The 24750-nt window shown below is 60.4% G+C and carries 21 protein-coding genes; 17 read left to right on the top strand and 4 right to left on the bottom strand.

All coding sequences use genetic code 11. The features are described 5' to 3' along the window. Positions 1-27 precede the first annotated feature (27 nt). The 12 genes from nuoE (at position 28) to J5J83_RS09155 (ending at position 13699) form a co-directional block, all read left to right on the top strand. Positions 28-507, top strand: coding sequence for an NADH-quinone oxidoreductase subunit NuoE (gene nuoE, locus J5J83_RS09210; protein WP_212352923.1), 480 nt, complete (start codon positions 28-30; stop codon positions 505-507). Next, positions 504-1823, top strand: coding sequence for an NADH-quinone oxidoreductase subunit NuoF (gene nuoF, locus J5J83_RS09205; protein WP_212348257.1), 1320 nt, complete (start codon positions 504-506; stop codon positions 1821-1823). The genes nuoE and nuoF overlap by 4 nt, the downstream gene beginning before the upstream one ends. Next, complete coding sequence (nuoG, locus tag J5J83_RS09200) at positions 1817-4150, top strand: NADH-quinone oxidoreductase subunit NuoG (RefSeq protein WP_212348254.1); 2334 nt, start codon at positions 1817-1819, stop codon at positions 4148-4150. The genes nuoF and nuoG overlap by 7 nt, the downstream gene beginning before the upstream one ends. Continuing rightward, entirely contained in the window at positions 4150-5199 is a 1050-nt protein-coding gene (gene nuoH / locus J5J83_RS09195) for an NADH-quinone oxidoreductase subunit NuoH (protein WP_212348251.1), read from the top strand. The genes nuoG and nuoH overlap by 1 nt, the downstream gene beginning before the upstream one ends. A 13-nt stretch (positions 5200-5212) precedes the next feature. Beyond that, the gene (nuoI, locus tag J5J83_RS09190) at positions 5213-5698 is read left to right on the top strand and encodes an NADH-quinone oxidoreductase subunit NuoI (RefSeq protein WP_212348248.1); all 486 of its coding nucleotides are present in this window, start codon (positions 5213-5215) and stop codon (positions 5696-5698) included. A gap of 35 nt (positions 5699-5733) precedes the next feature. Then, positions 5734-6339, top strand: a complete 606-nt coding sequence (locus tag J5J83_RS09185; RefSeq protein ID WP_212348244.1) for an NADH-quinone oxidoreductase subunit J — start codon at positions 5734-5736, stop codon at positions 6337-6339. A 56-nt stretch (positions 6340-6395) separates the two neighbouring features. Then, the gene (gene nuoK, locus J5J83_RS09180; RefSeq protein WP_108947532.1) at positions 6396-6701 is read left to right on the top strand and encodes an NADH-quinone oxidoreductase subunit NuoK; all 306 of its coding nucleotides are present in this window, start codon (positions 6396-6398) and stop codon (positions 6699-6701) included. Positions 6702-6713: 12 nt separating this feature from the next. Continuing rightward, positions 6714-8735 (top strand): NADH-quinone oxidoreductase subunit L, encoded by a 2022-nt coding sequence (gene nuoL / locus J5J83_RS09175; RefSeq protein ID WP_212348242.1) that lies wholly within the window; start codon positions 6714-6716, stop codon positions 8733-8735. A 78-nt stretch (positions 8736-8813) separates the two neighbouring features. Next, positions 8814-10295: an NADH-quinone oxidoreductase subunit M gene (locus J5J83_RS09170; protein WP_212348239.1), complete on the top strand. Its 1482-nt coding sequence runs from the start codon at positions 8814-8816 to the stop codon at positions 10293-10295. A gap of 37 nt (positions 10296-10332) precedes the next feature. After that, positions 10333-11802 (top strand): NADH-quinone oxidoreductase subunit NuoN, encoded by a 1470-nt coding sequence (gene nuoN / locus J5J83_RS09165; protein WP_212348236.1) that lies wholly within the window; start codon positions 10333-10335, stop codon positions 11800-11802. Positions 11803-11949: 147 nt separating this feature from the next. Further along, positions 11950-12507 carry an NUDIX hydrolase gene (locus J5J83_RS09160; RefSeq protein ID WP_212348233.1) on the top strand — a complete coding sequence of 186 codons (558 nt, stop codon included), beginning with the start codon at positions 11950-11952 and terminating at the stop codon, positions 12505-12507. 241 nt (positions 12508-12748) lie between these two features. Beyond that, positions 12749-13699, top strand: a complete 951-nt coding sequence (locus J5J83_RS09155) for an alpha/beta hydrolase (RefSeq protein WP_212348230.1) — start codon at positions 12749-12751, stop codon at positions 13697-13699. Here the strand turns inward: J5J83_RS09155 and J5J83_RS09150 are convergent, their stop codons facing one another. Beyond that, positions 13700-14560, bottom strand: coding sequence for an HDOD domain-containing protein (locus tag J5J83_RS09150; protein ID WP_212348227.1), 861 nt, complete (start codon positions 14558-14560; stop codon positions 13700-13702). It lies immediately after the preceding gene. Between the two features lie 117 nt (positions 14561-14677). Further along, positions 14678-15286 carry a xanthine phosphoribosyltransferase gene (gene xpt / locus J5J83_RS09145; RefSeq protein ID WP_212348224.1) on the bottom strand — a complete coding sequence of 203 codons (609 nt, stop codon included), beginning with the start codon at positions 15284-15286 and terminating at the stop codon, positions 14678-14680. Between the two features lie 148 nt (positions 15287-15434). Here xpt and J5J83_RS09140 point away from each other — a divergent pair, with 148 nt between their 5' ends. From J5J83_RS09140 to J5J83_RS09120, 5 genes are all read left to right on the top strand, one after another. Then, positions 15435-16499 carry an HlyD family efflux transporter periplasmic adaptor subunit gene (locus J5J83_RS09140; protein ID WP_249115662.1) on the top strand — a complete coding sequence of 355 codons (1065 nt, stop codon included), beginning with the start codon at positions 15435-15437 and terminating at the stop codon, positions 16497-16499. 4 nt (positions 16500-16503) lie between these two features. Next, complete coding sequence (rbbA, locus tag J5J83_RS09135; protein WP_212348221.1) at positions 16504-19278, top strand: ribosome-associated ATPase/putative transporter RbbA; 2775 nt, start codon at positions 16504-16506, stop codon at positions 19276-19278. Positions 19279-19281: 3 nt separating this feature from the next. Then, positions 19282-20421, top strand: a complete 1140-nt coding sequence (locus J5J83_RS09130; protein WP_212348218.1) for an ABC transporter permease — start codon at positions 19282-19284, stop codon at positions 20419-20421. An 11-nt stretch (positions 20422-20432) separates the two neighbouring features. Beyond that, positions 20433-21128 (top strand): CerR family C-terminal domain-containing protein, encoded by a 696-nt coding sequence (locus J5J83_RS09125; RefSeq protein WP_212348216.1) that lies wholly within the window; start codon positions 20433-20435, stop codon positions 21126-21128. Positions 21129-21215: 87 nt separating this feature from the next. Beyond that, entirely contained in the window at positions 21216-23240 is a 2025-nt protein-coding gene (locus tag J5J83_RS09120) for a methyl-accepting chemotaxis protein (protein WP_212348213.1), read from the top strand. Positions 23241-23251: 11 nt separating this feature from the next. Here the strand turns inward: J5J83_RS09120 and J5J83_RS09115 are convergent, their stop codons facing one another. Beyond that, the gene (locus J5J83_RS09115; RefSeq protein WP_212348210.1) at positions 23252-23713 is read right to left on the bottom strand and encodes a TerB family tellurite resistance protein; all 462 of its coding nucleotides are present in this window, start codon (positions 23711-23713) and stop codon (positions 23252-23254) included. A gap of 122 nt (positions 23714-23835) precedes the next feature. Then, complete coding sequence (locus J5J83_RS09110; RefSeq protein ID WP_212348208.1) at positions 23836-24699, bottom strand: SPFH domain-containing protein; 864 nt, start codon at positions 24697-24699, stop codon at positions 23836-23838. Between the last annotated feature and the right edge of the window lie 51 nt (positions 24700-24750).

Below are 24750 nucleotides of genomic sequence, written 5' to 3'. Positions count from 1 at the left end.
GCGGGCTATCCGGAAGAAGAGCACGACATGCTGAGCCAGGAATCGCTGCAACAGATTGATCGCGAGATCGCAAAATATCCGTCGGACCAACGGCAGTCGGCCGTCATGGCCGCACTGCGCATCGCGCAGGTCGAAAAGGGCTGGTTGCCGAAGGAGGTCATCGGCTTCGTGGCTGATTACATCGGCATGCCACCGATCGCGGCCTACGAGGTGGCAAGCTTCTACAACATGTACGACCTCAAGCCGGTCGGACGTCACAAGATCACGGTGTGTACGAATCTGCCCTGTGCATTGTCCGGCGGCGTTCATGCGGCCGACTACCTCAAGCTGAAACTGGGTATCGACTTCAACGAAACGACCGCTGACGGCAAGTTCACCCTCAAGGAGGGTGAGTGCATGGGCGCGTGCGGAGACGCACCGGTACTTCTGCACAACAATCACACCATGTGCAGCTGGATGACGACCGAGAAGATCGACCAAATGCTGGCGGACCTGGAAGATAAATGAGCGCCTACGGACTGATTCTCGCCGGCGTCGACGGCGACCGCACCTGGCGGCTCCAGGATTATGTTGCCCGCGGTGGCTACACTGCATTGCGCAAAATCATCGCCGACAAGACACCACCGGAAGCCATCATCGCCGAGCTGAAGGCGTCTGTATTGCGTGGTCGTGGCGGTGCAGGTTTTCCAACCGGCCTGAAGTGGAGCTTCATGCCGCGCTCGTTTCCGGGTGACAAGTATCTGGCTTGCAACTCGGACGAAGGCGAACCGGGAACGTTCAAGGATCGTGACATCCTGCGCTACAACCCGCATACCGTCATCGAAGGCATGATCATTGCGGCCTACGCAATGGGATGCGCTCGCGGCTACAACTACATTCACGGCGAGATTTTCGAGATCTATACCCGTTTCGAGGAAGCGCTCGACGAGGCGAGGGCCGCCGGTCTGCTCGGCCAGAACATTCTGGGCTCTGACTTCTCCTTCGATCTCTTTGCCCATCACGGCTACGGCGCCTACATCTGCGGCGAGGAAACTGCACTGCTCGAGTCGATCGAGGGCAAGAAGGGACAGCCGCGCTTCAAGCCGCCATTCCCCGCCAGCTACGGTTTGTACGGCAAGCCGACGACAATCAACAATACCGAGACCTTCGCTTCCGTCCCCTTCATCATCAACATGGGCGGCGAGGGTTTTCTGAATCTGGGCAAACCGAACAACGGCGGTACCAAGCTGTTTTCGATTTCCGGCCACGTCAATCGGCCGGGCAATTACGAGATCAATCTGGGGACGCCGTTTGCCGAGTTGCTCGAAATGGCTGGTGGCATGCGCGGCGGTCGCAAGATCAAGGGCGTGATTCCGGGCGGTTCGTCGTCTCCCGTGCTTCCGGGCAATGTGATGATGGACTGTACGATGGATTACGACTCCATCTCCAAAGCCGGTTCGATGCTGGGTTCGGGTGCTGTCATCGTGATGGACGAGACCACGTGCATGGTGAAGGCGCTCGAGCGCCTGTCCTATTTCTATTTCGAAGAGTCCTGTGGTCAATGTACGCCTTGCCGCGAGGGTACGGGGTGGCTGTACCGGGTGGTGCATCGCATCGAGAACGGACTGGGTCGGCCGGACGATCTCGATCTGCTGAACTCGGTGACGGGCAATATCATGGGTCGCACCATCTGTGCGCTCGGCGATGCTGCCTCGATGCCGGTGCAGAGCTTCATCAAGCACTTCGGTGACGAATTTGCGTATCACATCGAAAACAAGAAATGTCTGGTGCCGCCTGAAGTGCAGCACGCAGGCAGCCAAATCTACGTGAGCCCCTCATGCTAGAGATCGAAATCGACGGTAAGCAGGTACAGGTGCCGGATGGCAGCACGGTCATGGATGCAGCATCCGCGACCGGGGCCTACATCCCCCATTTCTGTTATCACAAGAAGTTGTCTATTGCGGCCAACTGCCGCATGTGTCTCGTCCAGGTGGAAAAGGCGCCCAAGCCGTTGCCGGCCTGTGCTACACCCGTGACCAATGGCATGAAGGTGTGGACGCATTCAGAGCAGGCGGTCAAGGCGCAGAAGGGGGTGATGGAGTTTCTGCTCATCAATCACCCGCTCGATTGCCCGATCTGCGACCAAGGGGGCGAGTGCCAGTTGCAGGATCTGGCCGTGGGCTATGGTGACAGCAGGTCACGTTACCAGGAAGAAAAGCGGGTCGTCTTCAACAAGAATCTCGGTGCGCTCGTATCGACCGACATGACACGGTGCATCAACTGCACCCGTTGTGTGCGTTTCACCACCGAAATTGCCGGCGAGATGGAGCTCGGACAAGCGTTCCGGGGCGAACACGCCGAGATTATGACCTTCGTCGAGAAGACGGTCGACTCCGAACTGTCGGGCAACATCATCGATCTGTGCCCGGTCGGCGCGCTCACGTCCAAGCCGTTCCGCTTCGCCGCTCGGACCTGGGAGCTGTCACGACGCAAGTCGGTGAGCCCCCACGATTCGCTCGGCGCCAACCTGATCGTTCAGACCAAGCACGAAGTGGTCAAGCGGGTGTTGCCGCACGAAAACGAGGCGCTCAACGAATGCTGGCTGTCCGACAAGGACCGCTTCTCCTATGAGGGACTTTCGAGCGAGGAGCGCCTGACCCGGCCCATGATCAAACAGGGTGGCGAGTGGAAGCCCACCGACTGGCAGACCGCACTGGAGTTCGTCGCGACGGGCCTCAGGGGCATCGCCAAGGATCATGGTGCTGCGTCGATCGGTGCGCTGGCATCGCCGCACGCCACCGTGGAAGAGCTGCACCTGTTGCAGAAAATGATTCGTGGCCTCGGTTCGGACAACATTGACTTCCGCCTGCGCCAATCCGATTTCCGTGCGGATGCTTCCCGCAAGGGCGCGCCGTGGCTGGGTATGCCCGTGGCCGGCGTGTCGGATCTGAACCGTTTGCTCGTTATCGGCAGTTTCCTGCGCAAGGACGCGCCGCTGCTGGCCCAGCGTGTCCGCCAGGCGGCAAAGCGTGGTCTGCATGTCAGCGCAGTGGGTCCGAATGCCGAAGAATGGTTGATCCCCGTTCGCCAGCGCGCACTTGTTGCGCCCGACGCGATGGTTCGGACCTTGGGTGAGGTGGTCGTTGCGCTCGCCGCCGAGAAATCGGCTGTGGTGTCCGATACGCTGGACGGCGCTTTGCCGGCGACCGTCTCCGATGCTGCGCGCGAAATCGCTGCCAGCCTCGCAGGCGGGCGCAAGGTCGCAGTGTGGTTGGGCAACCTCGCGGTTCAGCATACCCAGGCAGCCGAACTGCAGTTGCTGGCGCAGGAAATCGCGCGTTTGGCGGGTGGCGTATTTGGCTTCATCGGCGAGGCGGCGAACAGTGTCGGCGGATATCTTGCGGGCGCAGTGCCAAGCACCGGCGGACTGAATGCACGCACTATGCTGGAGCAGCCGCGCAAGGCATATGTCGTGCTGGGTGCCGAGCCGGATCTTGATTTTGCCGATGGCGTGCTGGCGACAACGTCACTCGCAAGTGCGCAACTGGTTGTCGCGCTGTCGGCCTTCGACGCCGCTTCGCTGCGCGACGTTGCCGACGTCATGCTGCCCGTCGCCCCGTTCAGCGAAACCTCCGGCACCTTCGTCAATTGCGAGGGCAGGGCGCAGAGTTTCAATGCCGTGGCCAAGCAGACGGGTGACACCCGGCCAGGGTGGAAAGTCTTGCGTGTGCTGGGCAATCTGCTGCAACTCGATGGTTTCGATCAAGCCGATTCAGAGAGCGTGCGTGCCGAAGTCCTCACTGGCGATCTGGCCGCACGTCTCGACAATGCCATCGCCGGCGTGAGCCTGGGGGCGGCAACCACCGGTGGTGGGCTGCAGCGCGTGGCAGATGTCCCGATCTATTTCGCCGATGCCCTGGTGCGTCGCGCGGGCTCGTTGCAGAAGACACGTGATGCTGCGGCACCCGCCGCGCGCATTGCTCAGGCCACGCTTTCCATGCTCGGCCTGACTGCGGGCGAACGCGTGCGGGTGAGCGGCAGCGGAAAGGTCGAACTGACGGTGGTCGCGGACGAGGGTGTCGCCGCGGGCTGTGTCCGCATTGCGGCCGCGCACGCGTCGACCGTTGCGCTGGGTCCGATGTGCGGTGAATTGAGCGTGGAGCGAGTGTGATGGAAGCAATGCTGCAACCGGTTGCCGACCTCTTCGGCCCCACCTGGCCTGCGGTCTGGACGCTGCTCAAGATCGTCGCGATCATTGCGCCGCTGCTGGGCTGTGTCGCCTATCTGACGCTGGCTGAGCGCAAGGTCATTGGCTACATGCAGGTCCGTATCGGCCCCAACCGGGTCGGCCCGTTCGGCCTGCTGCAACCCGTGGCCGACGGCGTCAAGCTGCTGCTCAAGGAAATCATCGTCCCCAGTGGCGCCAACAAGGGGCTCTTCATTCTCGGCCCCATCCTGGCCATTGCCCCTTCGCTCGCAGCCTGGTCCGTTGTGCCGTTCGGTGACGGAATGGTGCTCGCAAACGTAAACGCGGGCTTGCTGTTCCTGCTCGCGATCACGTCGATGGAGGTCTACGGTGTGATCGTTGCGGGTTGGGCCTCGAACTCGAAGTACCCCTTCCTTGGTTCGATGCGCGCTGCCGCGCAGATGGTGTCCTATGAGGTTTCGATGGGATTCGCGCTGATCTGCGTGCTGCTGATCTCGGCCAGCCTCAATCTCACCGACATCGTCACCACGCAGGGATCGGGCCGTTTCCACGACATGGGGTTGTCCTTCCTGTCTTGGAACTGGTTGCCGCTATTCCCGATGTTCGTGGTCTATGTCATCTCGGGCATTGCCGAGACCAATCGTGCGCCGTTCGACGTGGTCGAAGGCGAGGCCGAGGTGGTCGCGGGCCACATGGTCGAATACTCGGGCATGGCCTTCGCGCTGTTCTTCCTCGCCGAGTACGCGAACATGATTCTGGTGTCGATCCTGACCTCGATCCTGTTCCTCGGCGGATGGTTGTCGCCGGTCGGCTTCCTGCCTGACGGCTTCATCTGGCTGGCACTGAAAACGGCTTGCATCCTGTTCCTGTTCCTGTGGGCTCGTGCAACTTTCCCGCGGTTCCGCTACGACCACATCATGCGTCTGGGCTGGAAGGTATTCATCCCGGTCACCCTCGTCTGGGTGGTCGTGGTGGCAGTGTGGATGATCTCCCCGCTGTCGATCTGGAAGTGAGGTACTGAAGACCATGGGTGCCAACGAATACATCGGAAGTCTGTTCCTCAAGGAATTGGTCAAGGGTCTTGCCCTGACCGGCAGACATTTTTTTCAGCGCAAGATCACTGTCCAGTTTCCGGAAGAGAAGACGCCGCAGAGTGCGCGTTTCCGCGGCCTGCATGCATTGCGTCGTTACCCGAACGGCGAGGAGCGCTGCATCGCCTGCAAACTGTGTGAGGCTGTCTGCCCAGCAATGGCGATCACGATCGACTCGGACCAGCGCGACGACGGTTCGCGGCGGACGACTCGCTACGACATCGATCTGACCAAGTGCATCTTTTGTGGCTTCTGCGAGGAGGCCTGTCCGGTCGACGCAATCGTTGAAACAAGGGTGTTCGAATATCACGGCGAGAAGCGTGGCGATCTCTATTACACCAAGCAGATGCTGCTGGCTGTAGGGGACCGTTACGAGGCTCAGATTGCGGCAGACCGCGAGCAGGACGCGAAGTACAGATAAGGGGAGTGTGTCTGCGGGCACAGTGAACGGGAATTATGGAATTCAAGACCTTCGTCTTCTACTTTCTGTCGGCAATCCTCGTGTTTGCCGCACTGAGAGTCATCACGGCGCGAAATCCGGTGCATGCTGCACTGTTTCTCGTGCTCGCGTTCTTCAATGCAGGTGGCATCTGGCTGTTGCTCCATGCCGAGTTTCTCGCCATCACCTTGGTGATGGTCTATGTCGGCGCGGTGATGGTGCTGTTCCTGTTCGTGGTGATGATGCTCGACATCAATCTCGAACGGCTGCGGCAGGGGTTCTGGAGCTATCTTCCGGTCGGTGCGCTGATCGGCATCCTGCTGGTGATAGAGATGGCGATGGTGCTCGGCGGTCGGTACTTTGGGCTTGACGCGATGCCGGTTCCACCGGAGCCGATGGCCGGCTTCAGCAATACCCGCGAACTCGGTCGGGTGCTCTATACCGACTACGTCTATCCGTTCGAGCTGGCGTCGCTCGTGCTGCTGGTCGCAATGGTTGCTGCAGTCTCGTTGACGCTGCGCAAGCGCAAGAACACCAAGTACATTGATCCTTCCCTGCAAGTGTCGGTGAAGCGCGAAGGTCGCGTCGAACTGGTGAAGATGCAGGCCGAGAAAGAAGACTGACACAAGCGCATAGAAGAACCGTGCCGGTCGTGACTGGCACGCTCAGGGAGTCATAGATGCTTTCGCTTTCCCACTACCTCATTCTGGGCGCGATCCTGTTCGCGATCAGTGTGGTCGGGATCTTCCTCAACAGGAAGAACCTCATTGTCCTGCTCATGGCTATCGAGCTGATGTTGCTCGCGGTCAATCTGAACTTCATCGCGTTTTCGCACTACATGGGCGATATTGCGGGTCAGGTTTTTGTTTTCTTCATCCTCACGGTGGCGGCTGCCGAATCGGCAATCGGTCTGGCGATCCTGGTTGTGCTGTTCCGCAACCTGCGCACGATCCATGTGGATGATCTGGACAGCCTCAAGGGTTAAGGAAGCGTCACGATGACGGACATGCAGAAGCTCTACCTCCTTGTGCCGCTCGCGCCGCTGTTTGGCGCGATCATGGCCGGTCTTTTCGGCAAGACGATCGGCCGTGCGGGCTCGCACATCGTTACCATCCTCGGCGTGGCGGTGGCGTTTGCCGCGTCGGTGGTGATCTTTCAGGACGTCCAGGCCGGAAACACCTTCAATGGCACGCTCTACACCTGGATGCAGGCCGGGGGGCTCACCTTCGAGGTCGGTTTCCAGATCGATGCGCTGACGGTGATGATGATGCTGGTGGTGACCTTCGTTTCGTTGATGGTGCATATCTACACCATTGGCTACATGTCGGAAGATCCCGGCTATCAGCGCTTCTTCAGCTACATCTCGCTGTTCACCTTCTCCATGCTGATGCTGGTGATGTCGAACAACTTCCTGCAGCTGTTCTTCGGTTGGGAGGCCGTGGGCCTTGTCTCCTACCTGCTGATCGGTTTCTGGTATGAGCGACCGACCGCGATCTATGCCAACCTCAAGGCGTTTCTGGTCAACCGCGTCGGCGACTTCGGCTTCCTGCTCGGGATTGGCCTCATCGCGGCCTATACCGGCAGTCTCAATTACGCGGAAGTCTTCGCCAAGGCCAATGAACTGGCCGGAATGAACATGGACGTGACTGGCTGGCCCTTGCTGACCGCGATCTGTATCTGCCTTTTCATCGGTGCCATGGGCAAGTCGGCCCAGGTGCCGCTGCATGTGTGGTTGCCTGATTCGATGGAAGGTCCGACACCGATTTCGGCCCTGATCCACGCCGCAACCATGGTGACCGCCGGGATCTTCATGGTCGCGCGCATGTCGCCCCTTTTCGAACTGTCGGACACCGCCTTGTCCTTCGTGCTCGTCATCGGTGCGACGACGGCGCTGTTCATGGGCTTTCTCGGCATCATCCAGAACGACATCAAGCGCGTGGTCGCCTATTCAACGCTGTCGCAGCTGGGTTACATGACGGTTGCGCTGGGTGTGTCGGCCTACTCCGCTGCGGTCTTCCACCTGATGACGCATGCCTTTTTCAAGGCGCTTCTGTTCCTCGGCGCAGGTTCGGTGATCATCGGCATGCACCACGATCAGGACATGCGCAACATGGGTGGCCTGTGGAAGTACATGCCGATCACCTGGTTCACCTCCCTGCTCGGATCACTGGCACTGATCGGCTTTCCCTTCTTTGCCGGCTTCTATTCGAAGGATTCGATCATCGAGGCGGTCCATGCCTCTACGCTGGCGGGTTCGGGCTATGCGCTGTTCTGCGTGATGCTGGGCGTGTTCGTTACGGCCTTCTATTCCTTCCGCATGTACTTCCTCGTCTTCCACGGCAAGGAACGCTTCGGTCATGATCACGGGCATCACGAGCATCATGGGGACCACGATGATGAGGAGCCGGCGACGGACCATCACCACGGTCTGGCACCGGGACAGAAGCCGCACGAGTCGCCACTGGTTGTGACGCTGCCGTTGATCCTGCTGGCGATCCCGTCGGTGCTGATCGGTTTCTTCACCATCGAGCCAATGCTGTTCGGTGACTGGTTCAAGGGTGTGATCTTCTTCAGCGAGCACCACGAGGGCATGAAGGAACTGGCGGAGAACTTCCACGGCCCGGTTGCGATGGCCCTGCACGGCATTCAGAGCCTCCCGTTCTGGCTTGCAATGGGAGGCGTGGCAACGGCCTGGTTCTTCTACATGATCAAACCGGAGATTCCGGCAGCGATCCAGCGTACGTTCAAGCCCCTCTACACCCTGCTTGATAACAAGTACTACTTTGACCGTTTCAACGAGATCGTTTTTGCCGGCGGCGCGCGACTGCTGGGCAAGATCTTGTGGAAGGGCGGGGACCAGGGCCTGATCGATGGACTGATGATCAATGGATCGGCCAGGTTGGTGGGATGGGTGTCGCGCATCTCGGCGCTATTCCAGACCGGGCACCTTTACCAGTATGCCTTCACCATGATCATTGGCGTGTTCGTGCTGCTGACTTTCTGGCTCAACCGTGCCTGAGCAGCCACGTAACCCGCAGGGACGCAACAACAACAAGATCGAACGCGCTGCTTGCAGCGCACAGAACGGAAAGCAACGATGACGGACATTCCCCTCCTCAGTCTGGCGGTCTGGGTGCCAATTATTGGCGGGCTGCTGGTGCTCGCGACAGGCTCCGATCGCAACGCCCCGATGGCACGTGCGCTCGCACTGCTGGTGGCGGTTGTCGGCCTCGTCGTGACCATTCCGCTCTATACCGGATTCGATCTGGGTACGAGCGCGATGCAGTATGTGGAGCTGGTGCCCTGGGTGCCCCGGTTCAACATCAACTATCACCTCGGGGTGGACGGCATCTCGATGCTGTTCGTGATCCTGAATGCGTTCATTACCATCATCGTGGTCGTGGCCGGATGGAAGGTCATCGAGACCAAGGTTGCCCAGTACATGGCGGCCTTCCTGATCATGTCGGGTCTGATGAACGGCATCTTCGCTGCGCTCGACGGTGTGTTGTTCTATGTGTTCTTCGAAGCATCGCTGATTCCGCTCTATCTGGTCATCGGCATCTGGGGCGGTCCGAACCGGGTGTATGCAGCGATCAAGTTCTTCCTGTTTACGCTTGCCGGCTCGCTGTTGATGCTGATTGCGCTGCTCTACCTGTTCATGGAGTCGGGCGGCAGCTTCAGCATTCTCGAATGGCACAATCTGCCACTCGGTATCGAAGCGCAGACACTGATCTTCTTTGCCTTCCTGATCGCATTCGGGGTGAAAGTGCCGATGTGGCCGGTCCACACCTGGTTGCCGGACGCTCACGTCGAAGCGCCGACGGGCGGCTCGGTCGTTCTGGCTGCAATCGCGCTGAAACTCGGTGCGTACGGCTTCCTGCGCTTTTCGCTGCCGATTGTGCCCGATGCGTCGATGCAACTGGCACCGGTCGTGATCACCCTGTCACTTATCGCAGTGGTGTATATCGGTTTCGTTGCGCTGGCCCAGGCGGACATGAAGAAGCTGGTGGCGTATTCGTCGATCTCCCACATGGGCTTCGTGACGCTGGGCTTCTTCACCTTCAACCCGCTCGCTGTCGAAGGCGCGCTGGTTCAAATGATTTCGCACGGTTTCGTGTCAGCGGCCATGTTCCTCTGTATCGGCGTGCTGTATGACCGCATGCATTCCCGACTGATCGCGGACTACGGTGGCGTGGTGCACAAGATGCCAAAGTTCGCCGCCTTCTTCATGCTCTTTGCGATGGCCAACTCGGGCCTGCCGGCTACGAGTGGATTCGTCGGTGAATTCATGGTCATCCTGGGTGCGGTGCAGTTCAATTTCTGGGTCGCCTTCCTTGCAGCCACGACGCTGATCGTTGGTGCAGCCTATAGCCTGTGGATGTACAAGCGGGTGGTTTTCGGCGCGGTGGCGAACGATCATGTTGGCGAGCTCGAGGATGTCACCGGGCGTGAATTCGCCTTCCTCGGCGTACTGGCGCTGTGTGTGCTAGCGATGGGTCTGTATCCCTTCCCCTTTACCGAGGTGATGCATGCTTCGGTGGATGAACTCCTGCGGCATGTTGCCGTGAGCAAGCTCTGAGCGAGCGGGCGAGACACTTAAACGGACTGGTCAGAAGATGAACTTTGTTGTCCCCGACTTCTACCCCGCAGCGGCCGAGATTTTTGTCGCCGTGATGGCGCTCGTGATCATGCTGTCGACGACCTTCGCGCGCAGCATCGCCCGCTCTCTGGGCTACTTCCTCTGCCAATTCACGCTCATCGCAGCGGCCTTCATAACGATCGGCACGATGCACGGGGAGGTGAGCTACACCTTCAGCAACATGTTCATCAGCGACCTGATGGGCGACTTCCTGAAGGTGATGATCTACTTCTCGATGGCGATCGCGCTGTTGTACGGACGCAGCTATCTCGCGGATCGCAACATCAACAAGCCGGAGTACTACCTGCTGGCGATCCTGATGACGCTCGGCATGATGGTGATGGTGACGTCGAACCACATGCTGACGATGTATATCGGTCTCGAGATGATGTCACTTGCGCTCTACGCATTGGTGGCGTTCGATCGCGATTCGGCGCGTTCGACCGAGGCCGGGATGAAATACTTCGTGCTCGGCGCGCTGGCGTCGGGTCTGCTGCTGTACGGCATGTCCATGGTCTACGGGGCGACGGGTACGCTGGAGTTTTCCGGGGTGGCGCAGTCGGTGTACAACCAGGCCGCGAACAAGCCGGTGCTGTTGTTCGGGCTGGTCTTCCTCATTGCCGGCATCTGCTTCAAGCTCGGTGTCGTGCCCTTCCACATGTGGGTGCCCGATGTGTATCAGGGCGCATCGACCGCGGTAACCCTGATCCTTGCTACGGCGCCGAAACTGGCCGCCTTTGCGATGGCGGTGCGCCTGCTGATCTGGGGGCTCTTCGACATCGCCGAACAGTGGCAGACGATGCTGATGCTGGTTGCGGTGGCGTCGATTATCCTCGGCAACCTGGCGGCAATTTCGCAACCGAACATCAAGCGCATGCTCGCTTATTCCGGTATTTCGCATATGGGGTTCATGCTTCTCGGCCTGTTGTCGGGTGTGGTCGAGGGTGATCGTCACTTCGCGCTCAATGCATACAGCTCTGCGATGTTCTATGCAGTTGCCTACGTCATCATGAGCCTCGCCTCCTTCGGCATGATCATCCTGCTGTCCAGGGCAGGATTCGAGGCCGAGCGGATCGATGATTTCAAGGGGCTCAACAAGCGCAGCCCGTGGTTCGCCGCAGTGATGATGTTCGTCATGTTCTCTATGGCCGGGGTTCCGTTCTTCATCGGCTTCTTTGCGAAACTCTCGGTCTTGCAGGCAGTTGTCGCCGCGGGTTATTTCTGGATTGCTGCCGTTGCCGTGGTCATGTCAGTGATCGGCGCGTTCTACTACCTGCGCGTGGTCAAGGTCATGTACTTCGACGAACCTGTCGACACGGCGCCGATTCACGCGCCTGCAGAGTTGCGGGTGCTGCTCTCCGCAAATGGCATCGCGATCGCAGCGCTTGGGCTCGCGCCGCAGGCCTTGATGTCGATTTGTGCCTACGCACTGCTGGCTTCGCTCTGACCGACCCGCTCCGGATTGAATGTTGCGGATCGTTTCAGACGCGCTTAGCAGGCAGCCTGCAATTGTGCTCTAAGCGGTCCGCTGCTTTGTTGGTGATCGCTTGCTGCGGGACGATCACGGAATTTCGCCATTATCGAGACTGGATACATGAGCAGGCCGCATACTGTCGATGACCCATTGAGCGAACACACGCTCCAGTCCGAGCGTGTGTTCGATGGTGTCCTGCTCAAGGTATCGCGCGACCGGGTTCGACTGCCAGACGGCAAGGAAGCGGTGCGCGAATATGTTCGTCATCCCGGTGCCGTGGTGGTGGTGGCCGCGAGCGCAGACGGGCAACTGGTGTTTGAACGACAGTTTCGCTATCCGCTGAAGCGAAGCTTCCTCGAGCTGCCAGCGGGGAAGATCGATGCGGGCGAAGTCATTCTGGATTGCGCGAAGCGCGAGCTCAGAGAGGAAACCGGCTATGAGGCTGCCGAGTGGACACATCTGGGGGTGATGCACCCCTGCATTGGCTACTCGGACGAGAGGATCGAGGTGTTTCTGGCCAGGGGACTCACTCAGGTCGGTCGTGCGCTGGATGATGGTGAGTTCCTGGAAGTGCTTCAGTTTCCGTTTGCAGAGGCGGTCGCCGCGGTGCATGACGGACGGATCACCGACAGCAAGACCATTACCGCGCTATTCCTGGCGAGCCCCTTCCTGGATTGAACCCTCGGGCCAGAGGGGCTGTTGGCGCGACGGCTTGCACTGCCCAATCCGTCGGGGCCGGAACCTGCCGGATACGGTATGTTGTTTCAACGTTCCCGTGCGGATTGCAGCGGAGTGCGCTCGAGCGGTGCTTGCACGCATGAAAACATCGAAACCGATGTGTCGGGTGGCTGCCTGTAATATCGCCCTTTAATCAAAGCAATGACCCGCGTGTCCGCTGCGGGGTATCCGGACGTTTCCAATGCCGCTTTCCCTCCAGGCGCAAGCCCTTATCGACATGGTGTACCGCGTGGGTGCGGCGCGATTCCATGAACTGACGCCGGCGCAGGCGCGGCATTCATTCCAGAAACTGCAGTTCGCCTTCCGTCCCGACGCGCCGGCAGTGGCGTCGGTTACCGAGGTGCCGATCGGACGCAGTGATGGGAGCGTCTTGCTGGCCCGCTACTATCGGCCTGTGCAGGCACGGCCCGAGCAGCGGCTGCCACTCTTGGTGTTTTTTCACGGGGGCGGTTGGTGCGTGGGTGACGTGGAGAGCTATGATGTGCTTTGTCGCGAGCTGGCAAATGGTGCCGGTGTCGCGGTGCTTTCGGTTGACTACCGTCTGGCGCCCGAGCATCCATTCCCCGCTGCAGTCGATGACGCGCGCCTGGCGGTCGAGTGGGCTGCAGCGCATGCGGATTTACTGAATGTCGATCCGCTGCGGTTTGCGCTCGGAGGAGACAGTGCCGGCGGCAATCTCTCGGTGGTGACCGCGCTTGCCTTGCGCGACGAAGACAATCTGAAGCCGGTCTTCCTCGCGCTGATCTATCCGAGTACGGAGATCGTGAGCGAGCGGGCGTCGAGACAGGCCTTCGGCAACGGATATTTCCTGGACACCGAAACGCTTGACTGGTTCTTTACCCGTTACCTGCCGCATGGAGATACCGAGGATTGGCGGATTTCACCGATGCGTGCGGCATCGCTGGCAGGTTTGCCGCCGACGCTGATCGTGACCGCCGAATGCGACCCTCTGATCGATGACTGCGAAGCATTTGCCGAACGCCTGGCGAGAGAAGGTGGCGCTGTCGATGTCTACCGTGCGGCTGGGGTAGTGCATGGCTTCATCACTCTGGGAAAATTCTTTCCCGAAGCCCAAGCGGCAATTGGCCGTGTCACCGTCAGCCTGCGCGCACGGATGGCAGACCTTGCTTGATCAACCGCAGACCGCGCCAAGCATTTCCATCTTGCCGCTGCGAGCTTCGTTGAGGAGCTCGTCCAGCTTGTCTTTTTCGATCCCGGCAATGCATGAGTCGAAGAGTTCGGGACGGCGGCTTACACCGAGAACCGAATCGAACGGGTTGGGCGTTTCCGCCGCAAGTGAGGCGACAAAGATGAGGTCGCCCAGATTGGCCGGCGGCCACGAACCGCCATAGGGGTTCTCATACTCGAACGCATCGAGAACGTCTTCCGGGAGTTCGAAGACCTCAAGAATGGCGCGCCCGACCGGTTCGTTCCATACCGACACGAATTCGGCGAAGCGCTCGAGGTTTTCCTCCAGCGCGGGGTAGGCCGATGCCCGTGCAAGAAGGAAGAACTGACCGATGTTGACCATCATGCCGGCAAGCATCGCAGTATCGGGATTGACCGTTCGCAGATGATGCGCAATCGCGTAGGACCACGAGGCCACGTCGACGGAATGCATCCACAGGCCGTTGGCAATCAGGCGCATGTGCTTCGAGCGGTGGTCCTGCGCCAGCTGCTCCGCGGCCACTGCGAAGGCAAGGCAACGCAGGGATGCCAGGCCGATACGCTTGACTGCCGTATTCACGTCCGCGATGCGCGTGCCGTAGGGGTTGAGAAGCACCGCGTTGGCCATGCGGATGACTTTGGCACTGAGCACGGGTTCCGCCTTGACGACCATGGCAATGTCGTCAAGGGAAGAGTCAGGGTCATCGGCTAGGCGCTTAACCCGCATCGACACGTCGAGCGAGGTGGGAAAGTTCAGCCGGCCATCATCTAGCTCTGCTTCGATCTGTTCGGAGAAGGCTTGTGCCTGCGCATCAAAGTCATGCATCGCTGTTCCGTCCTGCTTGAGATGACCGCAGTTTAGCGCGACCGGGGGGTGAGGAGGGAGCATCGTCGCGAAATTGACCGCATGCACCCTGGTCCGACGCGCTCATACCTGCATACCTCAGGCGGTCGGCTGATGTAGCACCGCCTTGCCGTTCTCGAGTCGTTCGACCTGGGCAAGCGTGGCGACCGGAACATCCAGTGCGGCGATGGATTGGTGTCCGAGCTTGAAACGCTTTTCGACCACAAAACCTGCCCCGAGCACGATGGCGCCGGCTTCACGCGCCATTTCCACCAAGGCCACGGCTGTACGGCCGTTGGAGAGGAAGTCGTCGACGATGACGACGCGGGCGTCGGGCTGGATGTAGCGCTGCGACAGCACCAGCTTGGTTTCGCCCCCTTTTGTCGGCGACGGAATGACGCGCGAGATGAAGGGAGACTCCACCTGCGGGGCGTATTTCTTCGCATACACCAGGGGGACGTTCAGGGCTTGGGCGACGACGAGCCCTGGGGCAATGCCGCTGGCTTCTGCGGTGAGTATGACCGAAGGTTGGTAGGCGGAGAGACGGCGTGCCAGTTCACGGCCCAGTTCCATGATGAAGGCGGGCTCGATGCGATGGTTGAGGAAATGGTCGATCTTCAGAATCTGATCACCAATGATGGTCGCTTCGCTTTCGATCCGGCGTACCAGCGGGCCATAGGGGGCGTTCAGTTCAGCGCTATTGGTCATGTTGGAGACTCATGTTCGGATGCGCCCCTGTTGTCGAGGCGGGATCCGGCATTCTAGCGCAGCGGCGCCGTTCTACCGAAAGCGGAAGCGAGCCGATCTGAGCCTTCCATGACGAAGGTCAATGCGAGTCGTCGAGTTATTCATTCAAATGAATGAAAGTAGCGATAAGCGCTGTCCCCTGTCAGCTGTCCGCTCGTTGACGCAAGATCTCCTGAGGAGATGCATCATGTTCTCCAGTTCTGCTTCATTTCGCTGGCCTGTTCTGGTCGTGCTGTTGTTTGGCGTCGTTGCCGGCGGCTGGTCGCTTTGGCTGCGGACCGGTTCGCCGCCGGTACCGACATATCTCGTATCAGGCAACGGGCGTCTGGAGTCGACGGCCTATGACGTGGCAACGCGCATCCCGGGGCGTCTGATAGCGCTCCGTCCAAGAGAAGGCGACCTTGTCGTCCGGGGCGACGAGCTTGGCCAGATCGATGTGCGCGATCTTCAAGCGCAGCTGACTCAATCCGAGGCGCTCGTGCGGCAAGCTCAACAGGTTGCAGCCGAGGCGCGGGCAACGGTGGTCCGCTGTCAGAGTGAGGGCAAACTTGCGAGCGCAACGCTTGTACGCACACAGGAATTGGTCGCGCGCAGCTTTCTGTCGCCGCAGCGGCTCGATCAGGACCTGAACAATGTGCGAATTGCTGACGCATCACTTCTGGCGGCTCAGTCGAAGGTGGCTGCTGCGGATTCAGCCGTGCTGGCCGCGGAAGCCAACGTCCGTCGAATTCAAAGCAATGTGGATGACGCCAGTCTGCGTGCGCCGGTCAGTGGGAGGGTGTTGTACCGCCTCGCCGAGCCGGGCGAGGTACTGGCAGGGGGCGCGCGCGTCCTCACGGTGCTTGATCCCTCAGACGTGTTCATGACCATTTTCGTGCCGGCCGGGTCCGCCGGCCAGATCGCGCTTGGATCTGAGGCGAGACTGCGTGTCGACGCGCTTGCCGATCAATACGTGCCCGCCCAAGTGATCTTCGTGGCCGAGCGTGCGCAATTCACGCCGCGGGAAGTCGAAACACGCGATGAGCGCGAGAAACTCATGTTCAGGGTCAAGCTTCGTGTGGACTCGGGGTGGCTTTCGGCCCATCCGGATCTGCTCAAACCCGGAATGCCTGCCGTCGGATGGGTGCGTCTCGACGCTTCCCGATCGTGGCCAGACCAATTGCCCGAGCGGTGAAATCATGTCGGCAATACAGACTCCGGTTGCCCGTTTGCGGAATGTCGTCCTGCGCTATCGCGACAGGTTTGCCATCGACGGGGTCAGTCTGGATGTTCCGCGCAACTGCATGGCTGGGGTCATTGGCCCCGATGGTGTCGGCAAGTCATCCTTGTTGGCCCTGATCGCCGGTGCGCGCAAGATACAGACTGGCGGCGTGGAGGTCCTCGGCGGCGACATGGCGAACCGCCATTTTCGCGGCCGAGTCCAGCCCCGCATCGCATATATGCCGCAAGGGCTGGGGCGAAACCTGTATCCAACGCTGTCGGTATTCGAGAACGTGGATTTCTTTGGCCGCCTGTTCGGGCAGCGTGCGAGCGAACGCGAGCAGCGTATTGCCGATCTGCTTGCCGCGACCGGACTGACGTCCTTCAGCGAGCGGCCGGCGGCCAAGCTCTCGGGTGGCATGAAGCAGAAGCTTGGCCTGTGCTGCGCTTTGATTCACGATCCGGACCTGTTAATTCTCGATGAGCCCACGACTGGTGTCGATCCGCTATCGCGCCGACAATTCTGGGATCTGATCGACCGCATTCGCAGCGGGCGCCCTGGCATGAGCGTGCTGGTGGCGACTGCCTACATGGAAGAGGCTGCCCGCTTCGACTGGCTGGTGGCGATGGATGCGGGAAAGGTCCTGGGGGCCGGCACGCCGGATGCGCTGCGGGAGATGACCGGAGAGGACTCGCTGGAGGAGGTCTTCGTCGCCTTGCTGCCCGAGGCACGGCGCGGTGGTTACCACACGCTCCTGATTCCACCGCGCCCTGCGGGTGACGCGGAGCCGGTCATCGAGGCTGAAGGACTTACTCAGCGCTTCGGCGATTTCACAGCGGTGGATCATGTGAGTTTCAGCATCGCGCAGGGCGAGATATTCGGCTTTCTCGGGTCCAATGGCTGTGGCAAGACGACCACGATGAAGATGCTCACCGGACTGCTGCCTCCGAGCGAGGGGTGGGCCCGCTTGTTCGGCAAACTCGCGGATGCGCGCTCGCCAGAGAGTCGGCGGCAGGTTGGCTACATGTCTCAGGCCTTTTCGTTGTATGGCGAACTGACGGTACGGCAGAACCTCGAGCTGCATGCCCATCTCTTTCATCTGCCCGCTGAACATATTGGCCCGCGTGTAGAGATGCTGCTGGAACGATTCGGGCTCAAAACACAAGCAGATATCGTAGCCGACAGCTTGCCACTAGGTATTCGCCAGCGGCTGTCGTTGGCAGTGGCGGTCGTGCACGAACCACGATTGCTCATTCTCGACGAGCCGACGTCCGGTGTGGATCCCGTCGCCAGGGATGTTTTCTGGTCGCTGCTGATTGAGTTGTCGCGCGAGCAAGGGGTGACGATCTTCATCTCCACCCACTTCATGAACGAAGCTGAGCGCTGTGATCGCATCAGCCTGATGCACGCCGGCCGAGTGCTGGCAAGCGATACACCGGCCGCGCTCAAGGCAAGCTACGGCACCGACTCGCTCGAAACCGCCTTCATCGCCGTTCTTGAGCAGGCCATCGATGCGGGCCTGCCCGGCGAAGACAATATGCAGTCGCCGCCCACTGCGCAGAGCACGTGTTCGGGGGCGGACTGCCCTGTTCCCCGTGATGTGCCAGTCAAACCCAGCCACGCCGCGTTCAGTACGCGGAGGCTGCTCGGCTATGCATATCGCGAGATGTTGGAGCTGCGGCGGGATCCCATTCGCCTGACGTTCGCATTGCTGGGATCGGTCATGCTGATGCTGATACTCGGCTTTGGCATCACGCTCGATGTGGAAAATCTGAATTTCGCCGTGCTCGACCGTGACGACAGTCCCGAGAGCCGGATGGTGATCGAGAATTTCGGCGGCAGTCGCTATTTCATCGAGCGGGCGCCAATAAGCAACACGAATGAACTCGACCGCCGCATGCGCAGTGGAGAACTGGCACTCGCGCTCGAAATACCTTCGGGTTTCGGCCGCGCGCTGCGTCGAGGCGAAACGCCTTCCCTGGCTGCCTGGATCGATGGCGCCATGCCCTTCCGTGGCGAAACGGCGCGCGGCTATGTCATCGGGCTGCATCAGCAGTCCATGGCCGAACTGGTCGCCAGCCGCACCGGGCGTCTGCCTACCGAGTTGCCGGTACTGATCGAGACCCGCTACCGCTACAACCAGGATTTCAAGAGTCTCAACGCCATGGTGCCGGCCGTCATCCCGCTGCTTCTGGTGTTCATTCCCGCCATCCTTACCGCCTTGTCGGTCGTGCGCGAAAAGGAGCTCGGCTCGATTACCAACCTGTACGTCACGCCGGTTACCCGGCTTGAATTCCTGCTGGGCAAGCAATTGCCCTATATCGGACTGTCCATGATGAGTTACGTGGGATTGCTCATGTTGGCGACCCAGGTATTCCAGGTCCCGCTCAAGGGCAGCATGCTACTGCTGTCTGCGGCAGCGCTGATCTATGTCACTGCGACGACGGGAATAGGACTGCTGGTGTCGAGTTTCACTCGCAGCCAGATTGCCGCGCTGGCTGCGACGGCGATCCTGACCATGCTGCCGACCATCCAGTTCGCCGGACTCACCGATCCTGTCACCTCGCTTGACGGATTCGGAAGGGTGTTGGGCGAAGTTTGGCCCGCGACCTATTTTCTCCAGATCAGCCGCGGTATCTTTACCAAGGATCTGGGGCTTTCCTCCCTGCAAGGGCCGATCGGTGCGCTCATCCTGTTCGTACCCGTATTGACCGCACTGTGCGTACTGTTGCTTGCCAAACAGGAGGATTGAATCATGCGTGGCATCGGCGGTGGTCGAATCGCCAACATCGTTCGGCTTGGTGTCAAGGAGTTGCGCAGCCTCGCCGCCGACCGCATCCTTCTTGTCGTCATCGTGTGGGCATTCTCAGTCGGTCTCTACGTGGCTGCGACGGGCATGTCGCGTGAATTGCACAACGCGCCGGTTGCGGTTGTCGACGAGGATGGTTCGCAACTGTCGGCGCAGATCGTCAGTGCGCTTTATCCGCCGTATTTCCGGACGCCGCAGCGGATCGATTGGCGGCAGATGGATAGCGGACTCGATCGCGGAGAATACTCGTTCGCGCTCGTCATTCCTGCAGGTTTCCAGGGCGACTTGTTTGCGGGGAGGCGTCCCGTCATTCAGCTCAATATCGACGCCACCATCATGTCGCAGTCCTTCATCGGCTCGGGCTACATTCGCAACATCATCGCCGGAGAGGTGCTGGATTTCGTCGGACGCGGCGCGAATGTGAGTGCGACTGCGCCGGTCGAACTCCTGCCCCGGGTGCGATTCAATCCCAACCTGAACGGGATGTGGTTTGGCGGCATGATGGAGGTGATCAACAACATCACCATGCTCTCCATCATTCTTGTCGGTGCGGCTTTCATCCGCGAACGCGAACACGGCACACTCGAGCACCTTCTGGTCATGCCCCTGAGTGCCTTCGAGATCATAATGGGTAAGGTCTGGGCCAACGGGCTCGTGGTACTGCTTGCTGCGAGTTTCGGTTTGCTCGTCGTGGTACATCGGCTTCTCGAAGTGCCCATTGCGGGGTCAATCTCTTTGTTCCTGATGGCTGCCGCGCTGTATCTTTTCTCCACGGCATCGATCGGCATCTTTCTCGGTACGCTCGCGCGGTCGATGCCACAATTCGGCTTGTTGATCATTCTGGTGATCATTCCGTTGCAGTTACTCTCTGGTGGTGTGACACCGATAGAGAGCATGCCCGTACTGGTGCAGCGGGTGATGACCGTCGCACCCACGCCACATTTCATCAAGCTCGCGCAAGGGGTGCTCTATCGGGGGGCCTCCATGTCGGAGGTGTGGCCCCAGTTTGTCGCCATCGGTCTGATCGGCGGTGTCTTCTTCGCCATCGCGCAGCACCGGTTTCGCAAGTCGGTAACGCAAGGCTGACAGGGGGGGCCATGGAATCGAGTGTATGTTCCATCCCCGAGGTGTCAGGCGACGCAACGCGTGCTCGACTGGTGGCGGCAGGGCTGCAGCTCTTCGGCAGCATTGGCTACGATGCGGTAACGACTCGGCGTCTTGCGGCGCAGGCCGAGGTGAACCAGGCGGCCATCCCTTACCATTTTGGTGGCAAACGGGGCGTTTACCTGGCGGTGGCACAGCACTTGTGCGACACGACAGGATGCTCGATTCGTCAGGCCGTTGTCCGTGCGCGTGTGGCGCTGGTGTCGGAGGGCGCAGAAGCAGCACACGTGCTGGCCGAGTTTATCGTTTCGTGCGTTGATGTCGTAGTGGGTCGCGAGCAGGGATTGCTTCAATACGCCTTTTTCGTTCGCGAGCAATTGTCTCCATCAGCAGCCTTTGATCTGATCTACGATCAGATTTTGTTGCCCGTCCATGCACTGGTCTGTGATGTACTCGAAGCGCTGGGGCAAGGGGGCGCCAACGCGCCTTCCACCATGTTGCTTGCGGAGTCGTTTCTTGCCCAGGTGTCGGGTTTCGTTACCGGTCGGGTATTGCTCCAGCGACGGCTCGACGTCGACGAGTTGGACCAGGTTGCCGTTCTCGACACCGTAAGGCGTTTCACGATTGCCGCTGTGCGCGGGCTCCAAGCCATGAACACCGAGAAATTTCCTGGCTTGTTCGGGCGATGATGTGTCGCATGTGAGAGTTATCCTAGGCGCACATTGGCGACCTCGTCCCGCACGCGGCCCGCGGACGCAGTTAAGGGAGTGAAAAGCATGGATATCCTGTTTCGCCCTGTCATGGGCCTGCTCGACCGATTTCGCTACCCATGGAAGTTTGCCATCATCGCCACGGTCTGTGCGCTGGGTTCCGTTGTGCTCCTGTGGCAGGTGTATGTCGGACTACGGGACGACATCACGCTTTCCGAGCGTGAGCTCGCCGGCCTGGTCGTGCTTGACAAGGCTTATGCCGTGCTGGTGCTGAGTCAGCAGCATCGTGGCCTCTCAGCCGGTTTGCTGGGCGGTAGCGAGGACCTGCGCCCTGCAGTGGCGGAAAAAGCCGGCGCGCTGGACAAGGCTTTGACTGTGGTCGATGCGGAGCTCGAAGGTACGCCGGAGTGGCATGCGTTGCAGGATCGTTGGCGCACGATTCGTGAGCAACTCCAGGTCCTGACGCGTGAAGGATTGAAAATGCCTGCGGCGGAGAACTTTCGCGCGCACTCGTTGGCCATCGAGTCGGTGCTGGCCTGGATCGGCGATATTGGTGACGCAGCCAATCTGTCGCTCGATCCCGAGAGTGCAAGCTACAACCTGATCGAGCCCATGCTACGTTCGGTTCCGGATCTGACAGAGCGTCTCGGTCGACTGCGCGGACGCGCGACCGGAATCATTGCGCGGGGAAGCCTGCAAGCGGTCGATGAGCGCAGCATCGTCGCGCAGCTGGCAGAGCTGTCGATGACCGAGACCCAGTTTCGCGACCGCCTGGCGCGGGCGATACGGGATAACACGAGCCTGAAAGGGGCCCTGGGGGCAGCGCTGAGCGAAATCGACGCTGGGATCGGTCGTTTTCGCACTGCGGTGCAGGTGGAGGTGCTTGAGCAAGGCTTTCGCATGGCGCCGTCCGAGTTCTTTGGCGTGGGCAGTGGCGCCATCGAAATCGTGCTCAAGCACTATCGTGAATCCCTGCGCCCCGAGGCCGAGCGTTTGCTCCATGAGCGGCTCGATACCCTGCTGTCAAGACTCTATGCAGAGGCCGCGATTGCCGGTGTTGCGCTGCTGATGGCGGGGTACCTGTTTGGCGGCATCTATTTCTCCATTCTTCGTTCGGTGCGTGAGCTCACAGCAGGCGCACGTCAGCTGGCACAGGGGGACTATCGCACCCGGGTCACATTCACCGCCCGCGACGAACTGCTCGATGTGGCCGACGCGTTCAACGCCATGGTGAAGGATGTCGGCGAGCTCATCGCCGAGATTCAGCGCGGCGGCGAGCGACTCGTGCGTGTGTCGGTCGAGATGTCGAACGCAGCGTCCCGGGGGGCGGAGGGCGCGTCGGCCCAGAGCGAGGCCGCCACCGGAATGGCGGCAGCGGTCGAAGAGATGACGGTAGGCATCGACGAGATCGCCCGGCACGCCGGTACCGCCCAGGCACTCGCGGAGAAATCGGGCGCACTCTCCGGTGAAGGGGGGGACGTCATGCAGCGCACGGTGAGCGAGATGGAGCGCATTGCTGACGCCGTTCATTCGTCGGCCGCAACCATCAGCGAACTGGGCGAGAAGGCGAGGCAGATCGGCTCGATGGTGGTCGTCATCAAGCAGATTGCCGATCAGACCAACCTGCTCGCGCTCAATGCCGCGATTGAAGCCGCCCGTGCCGGCGAGAGCGGACGCGGATTCGCGGTCGTGGCCGACGAAGTGCGCAAACTTGCCGAACGCACCGCATCCGCGACCGAAGAAATCACCGACATGGCGGGTTCCATTGGTCACGGCACGGAGCAAGCGGTGTCGTCGATGCAGGCCGGCGTGGCCCGCGTGCGCGATGGTGTTGAGCTCACTGCACGAGCGGGACAGGCGATGGCCGAGATCAATAGCGGTGCCGACGAAGTGCTGCGTGCGGTTAGCGAAATTTCGCGAGCCCTGCGCGAGCAAAGCAGCGCCAGCGCAGAGATTGCGCGCAATGTCGAACGGATCGCACGAATGGCGGAAGAAAACAGTTCGGCGGTGAACAACACCGCGCAGATCTCCTCAGGACTGGGTGCGCTGGCGCAGGAGCTTGAGCAGCGGGTCGAGCGTTTCCACGTCTGAGGCAGTACCCGTCAACGCTTGTCCAGTGCCGCCCGGGCTTGTTGTTTGGCAAGCACGTAATCTGCGTGGGAGATATGGAGCAGATCGGCGATCTTGCGCATCAGGTGGTTCTCGTGGCTGCTGAGGTGGCCATCGGCAAAGGCGACCTGCCACATCAGTTCGATGACGCGAACCTTCTCCGCAGCGTCGAGACCGGTATTGATTCGCGACGTAAAGCGATGGAAGTCCACCGCTTCGGACGAGGTATGTTCGGCCAGTTCGAGCAGGCTTTTGCGCGCACTTTCGTCCAGATTGAAACGGGCGCCCAGTGCCGCCAGGATGGCGGCGCGTTCCTCCGCATCAATCTGTGCATCGCTGCGCATGACCTCGACCAGCAATACCGCGGTGGCCAGTTGCAGCGTGTCCTCGGTATGGCCGCCGGCGGCGTCGACAGGCATGAACGAGTTGAAGAGGTCTTTCAGGGTCCGAAGCATGAAGTTTTCCGTTGGGAATACATGTACGCAGAGCGTGCCGTGCCCGCAGAGGTTCCCGCTACTCGCATCGCTGCCCCTGCCTTCGAGGACGGGGTGGCATCTTCATGGCCATGCCGTCACGTTCAGCTGCGCATGCCGACCTTGCCCACAAGTCCGCGCAGCGTCTCCTGGAGGTCGGCGGGCAGCACGACGAGCTTGGCGTTATTCGACTGGCTCAGCTGCTCCATGGCGGTGATGTATTTTTCTCCCAACAGGTAGAGCATCGGCGCGGTCTGGTCGCCGATCGAGCTGCTGACGCGACGGATGGATTCGGCCGAGGCCTCCGCCAGCATGACCTGGGCATTGGCGTCGCGCTTGGCCGACTCGAGTCGCGCTTCGGCCTCGAGAATCGCCGCCTGTTTCGCGCCTTCGGCCTTGGTGACTGCGGCCTTGCGTTCACGTTCGGCAGCGGCCTGGAGCTCCATTGCCCGCTGCATCGATTCCGACGGCTTGATGTCCTGGATCTCCACCGACTTCACCGTCAGGCCCCAGTCCACCGCTTCGTCTGCAATGCTCTCGCGTAGTCTGGCCTTGATCTTGTCGCGGGACGACAGCGCTTCGTCGAGTTCCATTTCGCCCACGATCGAACGCAGTGTGGTCATGATCAGGTTGCGGATGGCTTCGGAGAAGTCGGTGACGCCATAAACGGCCTTGACCGGATCGGTGATCTTCACGAAGGCGATGGCGTTGGTCAGGATGACCGCGTTGTCGCGGGTGATGACTTCCTGTTCCTGCACGTCGAGGATCAGATCCTTGGTGATCAGCTTGTAGGCGACGTTGTCCAGATACGGAATGAGGATGTTGAGTCCGGGGCGCAGCGTGCCGTAATACTTGCCCAGGCGCTCGACGACCCATTCCTCGCCCTGCGGCACCAGCCGCACGCCTTTGGCGATGGTGATGACGACGAAAACGACCAGTGCCAGCGCGATTGCCATGCCTGCAGTCATGAGAGGATTCTCCGCGTGTTGTGAGTTCGGGGGCGGGCCATCCGATGACGC

The sequence above is a fragment of the Azoarcus sp. L1K30 genome (assembly GCF_018122735.1).
Classification (GTDB): Bacteria; Pseudomonadota; Gammaproteobacteria; order Burkholderiales; family Rhodocyclaceae; genus Parazoarcus.
Note: the sequence above shows the minus strand (reverse complement) of the source record. Positions and strands in the feature narration are given on the sequence as shown.